Source organism: uncultured Microbacterium sp. (genome assembly GCF_963528945.1).
In the GTDB taxonomy this organism is placed as follows: Bacteria; Actinomycetota; Actinomycetes; order Actinomycetales; family Microbacteriaceae; genus Microbacterium.
Map to the genome: position 1 here is coordinate 521,910 of NZ_CAURWX010000001.1, position 12,291 is coordinate 534,200.

Genomic DNA, 12,291 nt, shown 5'->3' on the forward strand with positions numbered 1-12,291 from the left:
TCATGAACGAGGACACCCCCCAGGACCACACGGCACCCGAAGTGCCGTCCACCCCCGCCGCAGAGGGCACCGGCCGACCGGCCGCCTCCGCTGCCGACCGCCCCCTCGCGCCCGAGCACCCCGCTCCCGCCGCGCCCGAGCGCCCCGCATCCGCCGGCGCCCCTGCGCATCCGTCCACTGCTCCCGCCTCCGTCGGCGCTCCCGTCGCCGGTCACGAGATGCCGCGCACCTTCGCCTCCGCACATCCGCAGTCCGCGCCCGCCGCCCCGGCGTACGTCGCCGCGTCATCGGGGGCGGCCTTCGGTCTGCCCGTCGGGCCCGACGCGCAAACCGCCGCGCCCGCCGGAGCGTCTGCCGAGTCCGTCAAGGAGAAGCCGCGCGGCGGCGTGCGCCTGGCCGCCATCGTCGTGGCAGCCGCTCTGGTCGGCGGTGTCGCCGGGTTCGGGGGCGGCGCGATCTGGAACGGCATCGGCGGGGAGTCGTCGGTCGGCGTGGCCGAGGGCCCGCAGACCGTCACCGTGAACAACCCCGGTTCGGTCAACGAGACCACCGCGGTGGCGACCACCGCCCTCCCGTCGGTCGTCACCATCGAGGTCGCCGGCTCCAGCGAGGCCGGCAGCGGTTCGGGCGTGATCATCAGCGACGACGGCTACGTGCTCACCAACACCCACGTCGTCACTCTGGGCGGCGCGGTCGCCGATCCGACGATCCGCGTGACCGCCTCCGACGGTCGGATCTACTCGGCCACCGTCGTGGGCACCGACCCGATCTACGACCTCGCGGTCATCAAGCTCACCGACGCCGAAGACCTCACCCCGATCGAGTTCGCGGACTCGTCGAAGCTCAACGTCGGCGACACGGCGGTGGCGCTCGGTGCCCCCCTGGGTCTGTCGAACTCGGTGACCACCGGAATCGTGAGCGCGCTGAACCGGAGCATCCAGATCGCCTCGTCCGCCCTCCCGGACTCGTCCGGGGAGGACGCGCCGCAGGAGCAGGCGCCCGAGGAGGGCCAGCAGGGTCAGGGGCCGTTCCAGTTCGACCTGCCGGGCAACGGACAGCAGCAGACGACGGACTCCATCTCGATCGCCGTCATCCAGACCGACGCCGCGATCAACCACGGCAACTCGGGCGGCGCGCTGGTCGACAGCGAGGGCAAGCTCATCGGCATCAACGTGGCGATCGCGAGTTCGGGGTCGTCCGAGGAGTCCGGATCGATCGGCCTCGGGTTCTCGATTCCGTCGAACATCGCGAAGCGGGTGTCGGAGGAGATCATCTCCGACGGATCCGCCAGCCACGGGCTGCTCGGCGCATCCGTGCAGGATGCCGCCTCGACCGAGAACGCGACGGTCGCCGGGGCGTCGATCGCCGAGGTCACCGGCGGCGGCGCGGCGGCTGCGGCGGGACTCAAAGCGGGCGATGTCGTGACGGCGTTCAACGGCGTCCCGATCTCGAGCGCGACTGATCTGACCGCCCAGGTCCGTGCGGCCGCGGGTGGCAGCGACGCGACGGTCACCTACAACCGCAACGGCAAGGAGTACGAGGCCGACGTCACCCTCGGCGAACTCGCCGGCTGACCCGATCCGACTCGGAGAACGGACGCCACCCCGCTAGGCTCGCGGGGTGGCGTCCTTCTCGTTCGGGTCCGGCAACGCGGCCAAGCTGCTGCGGATCCCGCTGTATCTCCTGGGACGCATCGGGACCCTCGTCGTGCCGCGCGGAGATCGCTGGGTGGTCGGCTGCGGAGCCGGGATCGGCGACGGCGCTCTCGCTCTCCACACCTTCGCGAGCGCGCAGGGCCACGATCTCGTCTGGCTGACGTCGTCCCCTCGGGAGGAGGCAGATGCTGCGGCCCTCGGCATCCGCACGGTCCGAAAGAGCGGGTGGCGGGGCTGGTGGGAGACCGCCCGCGCCGGGGTCGTCGTGGTGACCCATGGGCTGGGCGACGTCAACCGCTACGGGAGTACGGGAGCCCTCGTCGTGCAGCTGTGGCACGGCATCCCGCTCAAGCGCATCGGCCTCGACTCGCCCGCCACCACCCAGCTGCCGTCGATCCCCGGGGCGCCGATCCTCCGCCGCGCCATCGAGGTGCTCTACCGACGGGCCGCCCAGCGCATCCGCATCCTCCCCGCCGCATCGCACCGCGCGCGGGGCCGCCTCGAGTCCGCGTTCGCGCTGCCCGGCGATCGCGTGGTGGTGACGGGGGAGCCCCGGGTCGACGTGCTCTCCGCCGGTACGAACGAGAGCCGCCGCTCCCGGGCCGAAGCGCTGCTGACCTCCGTCGTCGACGGCATCCCCGCCGGGCCGCGCCGCATCCTCTACGCACCGACCTGGCGCGACGGCGCCATCGACCCGGCCGTTCCCGACGCGGACGAGTGGGCTCGCATCATCGACGTGCTCGACCGCCACGATGCGGTGCTCCTGATCCGCTCGCATCCCCTCGGCGAGGGCGCCTACGCGCCCCCCGCCACGTCGCGGGTACGGATGCTCGGGTCGGGCGTGCTCCCGGACGTGACACCGGCGCTCCCGGCGATCGACGTGCTGATCACCGACTACTCCTCGCTCGCATACGACGTGGGCCTGCTGCGGATGCCCGTGCTCTTCCTCGCTCCGGACGCGGAGGAGTACGCCCGCACCCGCGGGTTCTACGGCCGTTTCGACGACGTCGCCGGCGACGACGCGGCACCGGGGTGGCCGGAGCTCGTCTCGCAGCTCGCGGCGATCCTCGACGACGACGCGGCGTTCGCCGCTCGCGCCGCGCGGTCCGCGTCGCTCAGTGCGGCGATGCACGCGCATCGCGACGGTCGCAACACCGAGCGCGTCTACCGCGCGATCCGCGCGCGGGGTGCCCGCGCGCCGAAGGGAGCAGCATGACGACGGCGCGCATCGACGAGGCGGCGCAGACGCTCGTGATCACCGGCACGGGGGAGCGCCCGGCCTCCGCCGACCTCGTCGGAGCCCGCGCGCGCGTCGCCGGTCGCATCACCGGCGGCGGCGAGACCTGGCGGGCGGTCTTCGCGTTGGAAGCGTCGCGGTGGGGCGGGCCGTCGCTGCCGCTGCCGACGGGCACCTACCGACTGCGCATCGCCGACGTCGACACCTCCGACCTCACGGTCGCTCCGGTGCTGCTGCGCGGGGTGCGGGCATCGGTCGAGGACGGCGCCGTGCGCGTCGCCGCGCCGGTCGACCCGGCGTACCTCAGCGCGGAGGGGCAGGCGACCCTCGAAGAGCGGTACGCGGCTCACCGCGGAGAGCGGGAGAACGCGGTCTTCTTCGAGAGCTTCTACGGGCGCAGCGTCGGATGCAATCCGCAGGCCATCGACCGCGAGATCGCACGGCGGGCTCCCGCCGTGCGTCGGTACTGGAGCGTCGTCGACCTCTCGGTGCCCGTGCCGGAGGGCGCGGTCGCCGTCGTCGAGGGCAGCCCGGAGTGGTGGCGTGCACGCGCAGACGCGCGTCTGCTGGTCGTCAACGACTGGTTGCGTCGGCGTTTCGCGCGCAAGCCCGGCCAGAAGGTGCTGCAGACCTGGCACGGCACTCCGCTGAAGCGGTTGGCGCTGCATCGACCGGGCTTCGACCTGCGCCGCATGGCGGCGGTCGTCAAGGAGTCGCGCCGGTGGGACGTGCTCCTCGGGCAGAACGTCTACGCCGAGCGCATCCTGCGCAAGGCCTACGCCTTCTTCGGACGCCCGATCTGGGTCGAGGGCTACCCCCGCAACGACGCCCTGGTCGGCGGCGATGCGTCGGGCATCCGCTCCGCACTGGGGATCGCCGACGACGAGCGCGTGCTCCTCTATGCGCCGACCTGGCGCGACGACCGTGCCGAGATGGTCGACTTCGTCGACGCGGAGCGCCTCGCCGAAGCGGCCGACGCGGTCGTGCTGGTGCGCGGGCACTCGCGCACCCTTCCCGAGGGACGAGACCATGCGGGCGCCCGCGTCATCGACGTGACCGGCTACCCGGAGACCGCGCAGCTGCTCCTCGCGGCGGATGCCCTCATCACCGACTACTCGTCGGTCATGTTCGACTTCAGCGTGACCGGCAAGCCGATGTACTTCCTCGTGCCGGACATCGATCACTACCGCGGCGATCTGCGCGGGTTCTACTTCGACCTGGCGGAGCGCGCGCCCGGTCCGCTGGTGCACTCGCAGGACGAGCTCGTCGCGGCGCTCGCCGACGACGGGCACGCCGAGCGGTTCGCGGAGCGGTACGCCGCGTGGCAGCGGCAGTTCAACACGCGCGACGACGGGCATGCCGCGGAGCGCGTGGTGGACCGGATCTTCGACCTGGGGTTCCTCGACCGCTGACCGGCTGCTCGGCCCCGCCGCACGCGTCGACGACCCTGTTCAGGGGAGCGGGGTGTTCTGCGTGCCCAGACGCGAGGCGTCGACCGTGTCGCGCGCACCGCGCAGTACTCCGCCGACGAAACCGATGCCCCACGACAGGTGCATGGTCGGCAGCACGACGAGCGTCCACAGCCGCTGACGCCAGCCTCCGCCCCCGGGGGCCAGTGCGACCGCCACCACGAGCAACGCGTAGGCGACGAGCGGCACGTAGACGATCGACGACAGCAGCCCGGCGAGTCCGTGCAGAACGCCGGTGATCTGCAGGACGGCCACCACGACGGCGAGCAGCACGAGCGCCACCAGCGCCGGCGGGGCGAAGTACCGCAGGCTGTTGCGTCGACCGAAACGGCGTACGAGTTCTCCCCGCCAGGCGCCGGTCGCCCGGAACTGGCGGGCGAGCCGGATCCAGCTCTCGCGGGGCCAGTAGGTGACCGACAGCTGCGGATCGAACCACACCCGGTGCCCTGCGCGGCGGATGCGGAGATTCAGCTCCCAGTCCTCGCCGCGGCGGATGGTCTCGTCGAAGAGCCCGACCTCGTCGAGCACCGAGCGCCGCATGACGCCCAGGTAGGCCGACTCCGCCTCGCCCTCGTCGCCGGCGCCGTGGTAAGCGCCGCCGCCGAGACCGACGGGGGAGTTGTAGAGCCGCGCGACCGCCTTCTGGAACGGCGCACGGCCCTCGGCGTGCATGACGCCGCCCACGTTCGCGGCTCCCGTGCGTTCGAGCGTGGCCAGGGCGCGGGCGGCATAGCCGGGGGCCAGCTCGGAATGGGCGTCGACCCGGATGACGATCGCGTAGCGGCTCGCGCGGATCGCGGCGTTCAGCCCCACCGGGATGTGCGCCGCCGGGTTGTCGACGAGGCGGATGCGGTCGTCGGCGGCCGCGAGGCGCTGGGCGAGCTGGGTCGTGCCGTCCGTGGACGGCCCGAGGGCGAGCACGAGTTCGACGGGCGCATCGAGGTCCTGCGAGAGCACCGACCGCACGGCGTGCTCGAGGTACGCGTGCTCGTTCAGCACGGGCATGACGAACGAGACCCCCGCAGTGGTCGTGGGTGTCTCGTCTTCGTGCATTCGTCGATCATGTCATGCGCGGCGGACGCTCCGCTGGAGGCCGGTCGGGAGCGGGGGACGGGCCGGTATCCTGGAGGGATGGGCGCACTCTCCGACGTGAAGAAGGCATACGGTCTCCTCCGACGGGCACTCGCCTCCCGCACGGCGGTGCAGCACGTGCGGCGCACGCTCGCCACGCGCGAGCCATTCCCCGACGATCACTTCCGGATCGCGGTCTACTTCGCCGACGGCGCGGTGAACATGTATCAGATGCGCCAGTGGTACCGGCCCCTGGCCGAGCTCGCGACGCGCTGGCCCGTCGTGGTGCTGGCCCGTCACGCCACGGGAGCCGAGAAGCTGCTCGAGGAGGACGGCGCTCCTCCGGTCGCATTCGTGCCCACCGTGCGCAGCCTCGAGCAGTTCGTCGCCCGGCATGACATCCGCATCGTGCTGTACGTGAATCAGAACACCCGGAACTTCCAGATGTTCCGGTACGGGCGCCGCTGGCACGTGTTCATCAACCACGGCGAGTCCGACAAGATGTACATGACGACGAATCAGTACAAGGCGTACGACTACGCTTTCGTCGCCGGGCAGGCCGCGCGTGACCGCCTCACCCGCACGCTGTGGGATTACGACGTCGACCGGCGAACGCTCGAGATCGGGCGTCCGCAGGCCGACCACTACTCCGGGGTCATCCCCTTCACACCGGACGCCCGGACCGTCGTCCTGTACGCGCCCACCTGGGAAGGCGACCGCCCCAGTGCGCACTACGGCTCGATCGCCACGCACGGAGAGGCGCTGGTCGGCGCCCTCGTCGCCTCGGGATCGCACCGCGTGATCTACCGGCCACACCCGCGCAGCGGTGTCGTCGACGCGGCGTACGGTGCCGCGCACCGGCGCATCCTCGGCATGCTCGAACGCGCCAACGCCGCCGACCCCTCGGCCCAGCACGTCTACGACGACGGACCGGAACTCGGCTGGCAGCTGTCGACGGCCGACGTCGCCGTGGTCGACATCTCCGCGATGGTCTACGACCGTCTGGCGGCGGGGAAGCCCCTGCTGATCACCCGCCCCGCTGACGACCGGGCGTCGGTCGACGAGTCGGGCTACCTCTCCGACTGTGAATGGCTGACCGTCGAGGGCGCCTCGCACATCGTCGAGGAGGTCGAGCGCGTACGCGACGACGAGGCGGCGGTCGCGCGCCTGCGCATGTGGGTGCAGCACTATTTCGGCGACACCTCGCCCGGAGTCGCCACCGCGAAATTCCACGCCGCGATCGAGGAGCTGCTGGTCAAGTGGGACGAGTGGCACGGGCGCGAGATCGGAGACGTCCCGGCGGAGCCGGCGGACGACGACGTCGACGCATGACGATGGAGTTCCCGCGGAGCGCCGCACGCGCGAGCCGACTTGATGTGGTCGCCCGCACCGGGTCGACCAACGCCGACCTGCGTGCGCACGCCCACGACACGACGTCGTGGCCGCATCTGTCCGTGCTGGTCACGCGTGACCAGACCGCGGGGCGCGGGCGCCTCGACCGGGTGTGGATCGCCCCGGCCGGCGCGGCGCTCGCGATCTCGGTGATCCTGCGGCCGCGGATGGATCACGCCCTACGCGGATGGATCCCCCTGATCGCGGGCGTGGCGATGGCTGATGCGATCTCGGAGCAGGTGGCGGCCCGGGACGTGGCCGTGAAATGGCCGAACGACGTGCTCGTGGATGGACTCAAGATCTGCGGGATCCTCGCCGAGGCCTCCGACGACGCGGTGATCGTGGGTGCCGGTGTGAACACCGCCATGACCGTGGAGCAGCTGCCGGTTCCGACGGCCACGTCGTTCGCCGTGCTGGGCGCGGTCGCGGACGAGGATCGCCTGCTCGCCGACTACCTCGATCGGCTCGATGAGCTGCTGGGGATGCTGTCGGCGTCAGGCGACCCGATGGCCGGGGGCGTGCACGCGGCTGCGGTGGCCCGCAGTGCCAGCATCGGTCGGGAGGTCGAGGTGACCCTGCCGGGCGGACGGATGCTCGTGGGAACCGCGGTCGCGCTCGACGACGAGGGGCGGCTGGTCGTCTCCGCGGACGGACGTCGCGAGGCGGTCTCCGCCGGCGACGTGGTGCACGCACGCCGGGCGTGAATCCGCACACGCCGCGGCCGCGCCCGGCGTTGTCGGTCGGGCCGGGCACAATGGTGGGGTGACGCAGCCTGTGACGCTCGGAGGACGTCCGATGATGCCGCCCCCCGGGGTGCCGTCGGAGGAGCGCCTGATCGCGCGGTTCCGCGGGCACGCGCGGCGGCTGTTCTGGTCGGCGGTCCTGCTCGTCGCGACTTTCGGTGCGACCGCGTACCTGTACGGCAACCTGCCGGCCCCGTTCGAGGACTGGATGCTGCTCGCGGCGGCGGGAGCGATCATCCTGTTCCTCGTCGTGCTGCCGTTCGTCGTCTGGCTCTCCCGCACCACGACGATCACGACCCGCCGCATCATCGTGCGGCGGGGGATCGGGTCACGTCAGCGGCGCGAGATGTCGCACGCGCGCGGGTACACGATCGCCGTGCGGCGCGGACCCCTGCAGCGACTCTGGGGCACGGCGACCATCACCCTGTCGAACGGTGTCGACGACCCTCTGCGGCTGGTCGAGGTTCCGAACGCCACCCTCGTGCACGAGACGCTCGCCGATCAGATCGAGGTCAGCCAGATCCTCGCGCACCGCGACGCGCAGGCCGGCGGCGAGTCGTTCGCATCCGCCTGACGGCGGCGGGATCCGCACCGTCGGCGCGGCTCGCCGCGATGGGCGAGAATGGTCGAGACGAGAGGAGATCCGTGATGGCACTGCGTGTGGGCGTGATCGGCGGAGGACAGCTGGCCCGGATGATGATCGCCCCGGCGGTCGAACTCGGGATGGACATCCGAGTGCTCGCCGAAGGGGAGGGCATGTCGGCCCAGCTGGCCGCGACCGCGGTCGGCGACTACCGCGACCTCGCCACGGTGCGCGCGTTCGCGGCCGATGTCGACGTGGTGACGTTCGACCACGAGCACGTGCCGCAGGACGTCCTGCGGGCCCTCGTCGACGAGGGCGTCGCGGTGCATCCGGGACCGGACGCGCTGCGGTTCGCCCAGGACAAGCTCGACATGCGGGCGCGTCTGGCCGATCTCGGCGTGCCGCAGCCCGAGTGGGCGGCCGTGCGGTCGTCCGACGATCTGCGGGCCTTCCTCGATGCTCACGGCGGGGCCGGCGTGGTGAAGACCCCCCGTGGCGGATACGACGGCAAGGGCGTGCGCGTGGTCCGCGCCGCCGGTGACGCCGACGACTGGTTCGCCGAGCTCGGATCGGGTGATGCGCTGCTCGTCGAGGAGCTCGTGCCCTTCGTACGGGAGCTCGCCCAGCAGGTCGCGCGTCGGCCGAGCGGACAGATCGCGGTGTACCCGGTGGTCGAGACGGTGCAGCGCGACGGTGTCTGCGCCGAGGTCATCGCGCCCGCGCCGGCCGCCGGCGACCGCCTCGCTCAGGTCGCCTCCGAGATCGGTGTGCGTATCGCCGAGGGTCTGGGTGTCACGGGCATGCTCGCGGTCGAGCTCTTCGAGACCGACGACGAGCGCATCCTGGTGAACGAGCTGGCGATGCGCCCCCACAACAGCGGCCACTGGAGCCAAGACGGTGCGGTGACCGGCCAGTTCGAGCAGCACCTGCGTGCCGTCGCCGATCTGCCGCTCGGTGCGACCGCTCCTCGCGCCCCCTGGGCCGTAATGGTGAACATCCTCGGCGGCCCGCAGGATGCGACGATCGACGAGCGCTTCGACACTGCCATGTCGGCGCACCCCGACGCGAAGATCCACACCTACGGCAAGGCCTCGCGCCCCGGCCGCAAGGTGGGTCACGTGAATGTGACGGGCGGCGATCTCGACGACACGGTGTACATCGCCCGGGCTGCCGCCGCGCACTTCGACTGATCCGCCGCATCGCCGTGCACCCCGGCCGCGCGCCTTCGGGGGATTCCCCGGAGCGAGACCGTACCCTGTTCTGGTGACCGAGCCTCTGCACTCCTCCGAGACCCCGCTCGTCGGCGTCATCATGGGTTCCGACTCCGACTGGCGCGTGATGAGCGACGCCTCTCAGGCGCTGAGCGACTTCGGCATCCCGCACGAGGTCGAGGTGGTCTCCGCCCACCGCACCCCCGACAAGCTCATGAGCTACGCCCGCGAGGCCCGGGGGCGGGGCATCCGCGTGATCATCGCCGGAGCCGGGGGAGCCGCCCATCTGCCGGGCATGGTCGCCTCGATGACACCCCTGCCCGTGGTGGGTGTGCCCGTTCCGCTCGCGTACCTCGATGGCATGGACTCGCTGCTCTCGATCGTGCAGATGCCGGCGGGCATCCCGGTGGCGACCGTGTCCATCGGCGGGGCCCGCAACGCCGGACTCCTCGCCGCGCGAATCCTCGCGACGTCCGACGACGACCTCGCCGACCGGGTCGAGGCGTTCGCCCGCGACCTCGAGGCGCAGGTCGAGGCGAAGAACGCGCGACTGAAGGAAGCTCTGTGACCCTCGCGCCCCCGCGCGCCCCAGGGCGCCCGCTGATCGAGACGCATCCCCTCCGTCGGCCCGATGCGTCGGATCCGGCGATGATGGGCAAGCGCGGTTGGTGGCTCGTCGTTCTGAACCTGTTGATCCCCGGGTCGGCGCAGGTGCTGGCCGGCAATCGTCGTCTGGGCCGCATCGGCCTCGGGGCGACCCTGGCGGCCTGGGCGCTCGTCGTGATCTCCGCGGGGCTCGTGCTGTTCGCTCGTCCCGTGTTCCTCTGGCTCACGGTCGGGGCCGGGTGGTTCTCGGCGCTCGTGCTCACACTCGTGCAGATCCTGCTCGTCGGCTACGCAGTGCTGTGGGCCGTGCTCACCTTCGACGTCCTGCGGCTCGTGCGGCTGGTCAGGGTGCCCACCGTCTCCCGTTTCGCGATTCCGGTCGTGGCCCTCATCCTGCTGGGTCTGGTCGGCGGCGGTGCCGCCTATGCCGCCACCGCGGTCGGCAGCGCCCGGAGCACGATCTCCTCGATCTTCGGCCAGAGCGGGCCGAGCCTTCCGCCCGACGACGGCTACTACAACATCCTCCTCCTGGGCGCCGACAGCGGCGACGGACGCGATTCCATGCGTTTCGACAGCATCTCGGTGGTCTCGGTCAACGCGGCCACGGGGGCGGTCACCATCACCGGTATCCCGCGCGAGCTGCCGAACGCGCCGTTCAGCGAGGGGAGCCCGATGCGCGAGCTCTACCCGAACGGTTTCGAGGGGCACGGCTCGTCGACCTGCGGATGGAACGGCTGGATGAACCACATCCGCAATGCCGCGGAGATCTGTCGGGAGGACAACGGCACGGGTCTTTACCCCGACGCCGCGGCGCACGGCTCGGACCCGGGCATCGAGGCGACGAAGGATGCCGCCGAGGGCGTGCTCGGCATCAAGATCCCCTATTACGTGTTCGTCGACATGCACGGCTTCGCCGATGTCGTGGATGCGCTCGGCGGGGTCGACATCAACGTCACCGAGCGGCTTCCGAAGGGTGGTCCGCCCGAGGGGTGGCACGGCACCGACGTCAACGAGTGGGCGATCGGCTGGATCGAGGTGGGCCAGCAGCACATGGACGGCGACACCGCCCAGTGGTACGCCCGTTCGCGCTATACGACGAGCGACTGGGATCGGATGAAGCGGCAGCGCGAGCTGCAGCAGGCGATCCTCGACCAGTTCACACCGCAGACGGTGCTCACCCGGTTCAACGAGGTCGCGGCGGCCGGCACGGCGCTGATCGATACCGATCTGCCGCAGGACAAGCTGCCGGAGTTCTTCGATCTCATGATGAAGGCGAAAGAGCAGCCGGTGCAGACGATCGAGCTCACACCCGAGAACGGCGTCGACGAGAAGCAGCCCGACTATGCCTACATCCGCGACATGGTGCAGCAGGCGCTCCACCCGCCGACGGAGACGCCGACGCCCGCTCCGTGAGGCGCGGTCGTTCGCGCCGGACGCGGCGCGTCGTCGGTATCCACCACGTCGAGCAGCGGACGGGCATGCGAGTGCCCGCGACCGTCCTCGGGAGAGTGAAGGAGGACGGCCGCGGGCATCCGGCGTGAACGCCGGATTCGCCAGACGACGGTGATCGGAGGGGGAGGGATCACCGTCGTCCAGTCGACCACCGCTACGCGGTGATCAGATCTCGGAGCGCTTGCGACGCGCGACGCCGACGGCGAAGAGCCCTCCGCCCGCGACGAGCGCCGCGGCGCCTCCGCCGACCAGCCAGGGCGAGACCCCTCCGCCCGTGAGGGCGAGCTCGATGGAACCGTCGCCGCTGAGCGGCAACTCGCTCCCCGCCGCCGCCGAAACCGCCGGGTCACGCGGGCAGGTCGAGGTCCGCCCGTCGACCGTGATGACGGCGGTGTACTGCCCGATCGACGCGATCGACGCCACACGCGCGGTCGACGCGCCCGCCGAGCTCGTGAAGGTGATGGCGTAGGCACCCGAGCCGCCACGGGGCGGACGGAACGCCACGGTCAGGCTGCCGTCGGCGGCGGCCACGTTGCCCGAGAGAGCGGCATCAGACGCATCGAGCCCCGAGACCGAGACCCCGACGGTCTCGCCGGCCGGGAACGAGCCAGGGCCGAACATGATGGTCGAGACGTCGCAGTTGTCGATGATCGGGTCGTCGACCGTCACACTCGGCTTGTCGGAGTAAGAGTCGTCCGCCGTGGCGACGGCGGGCGCGACGAATACCGCCGCGCCGGCGATGAGGCTGATTGCAGCCAGTTTTTTCAGCATGATCTCCCCAGATCTCACGCGGAATCGCATCCGGACACACCCCTGCGTCCGACTGCGTGAGCCCTTCCTGCCCCCACGGCAGGTTCTGTCAGGCCCAGATA

The 12,291-nt window shown here is 71.4% G+C and carries 11 protein-coding genes; 9 read left to right on the forward strand and 2 right to left on the reverse strand.

Annotated features, from left to right (window positions below):
• Nucleotides 1-2 precede the first annotated feature (2 nt).
• From RWS82_RS02320 to RWS82_RS02330, 3 genes are read left to right on the forward strand one after another with little or no spacing between them, the layout of a single operon-like run.
• Nucleotides 3-1,574 carry a trypsin-like peptidase domain-containing protein gene (locus RWS82_RS02320; protein ID WP_314646462.1) on the forward strand — a complete coding sequence of 524 codons (1,572 nt, stop codon included), beginning with the start codon at nucleotides 3-5 and terminating at the stop codon, nucleotides 1,572-1,574.
• Between the two features lie 46 nt (nucleotides 1,575-1,620).
• Nucleotides 1,621-2,871: a CDP-glycerol glycerophosphotransferase family protein gene (locus RWS82_RS02325; protein ID WP_314646465.1), complete on the forward strand. Its 1,251-nt coding sequence runs from the start codon at nucleotides 1,621-1,623 to the stop codon at nucleotides 2,869-2,871.
• Complete coding sequence (locus tag RWS82_RS02330) at nucleotides 2,868-4,304, forward strand: CDP-glycerol glycerophosphotransferase family protein (RefSeq protein WP_314646467.1); 1,437 nt, start codon at nucleotides 2,868-2,870, stop codon at nucleotides 4,302-4,304. Before RWS82_RS02325 ends, RWS82_RS02330 begins: the two co-directional genes overlap by 4 nt.
• A 39-nt stretch (nucleotides 4,305-4,343) precedes the next feature.
• On the opposite strand, the gene RWS82_RS02335 is transcribed toward RWS82_RS02330, so the two are convergent.
• The gene (locus RWS82_RS02335) at nucleotides 4,344-5,414 is read right to left on the reverse strand and encodes a glycosyltransferase family 2 protein (RefSeq protein ID WP_314646469.1); all 1,071 of its coding nucleotides are present in this window, start codon (nucleotides 5,412-5,414) and stop codon (nucleotides 4,344-4,346) included.
• Nucleotides 5,415-5,492: 78 nt separating this feature from the next.
• Between RWS82_RS02335 and RWS82_RS02340 the strand changes: the two genes are divergently transcribed.
• From RWS82_RS02340 to RWS82_RS02365, 6 genes are all read left to right on the forward strand, one after another.
• Nucleotides 5,493-6,764, forward strand: coding sequence for a CDP-glycerol glycerophosphotransferase family protein (locus RWS82_RS02340; protein ID WP_314646471.1), 1,272 nt, complete (start codon nucleotides 5,493-5,495; stop codon nucleotides 6,762-6,764).
• Entirely contained in the window at nucleotides 6,761-7,528 is a 768-nt protein-coding gene (locus RWS82_RS02345) for a biotin--[acetyl-CoA-carboxylase] ligase (protein ID WP_314646473.1), read from the forward strand. The genes RWS82_RS02340 and RWS82_RS02345 overlap by 4 nt, the downstream gene beginning before the upstream one ends.
• A 58-nt stretch (nucleotides 7,529-7,586) precedes the next feature.
• Nucleotides 7,587-8,141, forward strand: coding sequence for a PH domain-containing protein (locus RWS82_RS02350; RefSeq protein WP_314646474.1), 555 nt, complete (start codon nucleotides 7,587-7,589; stop codon nucleotides 8,139-8,141).
• 38 nt (nucleotides 8,142-8,179) lie between these two features.
• Complete coding sequence (locus RWS82_RS02355; RefSeq protein WP_314646475.1) at nucleotides 8,180-9,340, forward strand: 5-(carboxyamino)imidazole ribonucleotide synthase; 1,161 nt, start codon at nucleotides 8,180-8,182, stop codon at nucleotides 9,338-9,340.
• Between the two features lie 121 nt (nucleotides 9,341-9,461).
• A complete protein-coding gene (gene purE, locus RWS82_RS02360) occupies nucleotides 9,462-9,929 on the forward strand; it encodes a 5-(carboxyamino)imidazole ribonucleotide mutase (protein ID WP_314648156.1) in 468 nt (155 codons plus the stop codon).
• Nucleotides 9,926-11,380, forward strand: coding sequence for an LCP family protein (locus RWS82_RS02365; RefSeq protein WP_314646478.1), 1,455 nt, complete (start codon nucleotides 9,926-9,928; stop codon nucleotides 11,378-11,380). Before purE ends, RWS82_RS02365 begins: the two co-directional genes overlap by 4 nt.
• Before the next feature lie 204 nt (nucleotides 11,381-11,584).
• Here the strand turns inward: RWS82_RS02365 and RWS82_RS02370 are convergent, their stop codons facing one another.
• Nucleotides 11,585-12,190 (reverse strand): hypothetical protein, encoded by a 606-nt coding sequence (locus RWS82_RS02370; protein WP_314646480.1) that lies wholly within the window; start codon nucleotides 12,188-12,190, stop codon nucleotides 11,585-11,587.
• Nucleotides 12,191-12,291: the final 101 nt, after the last annotated feature.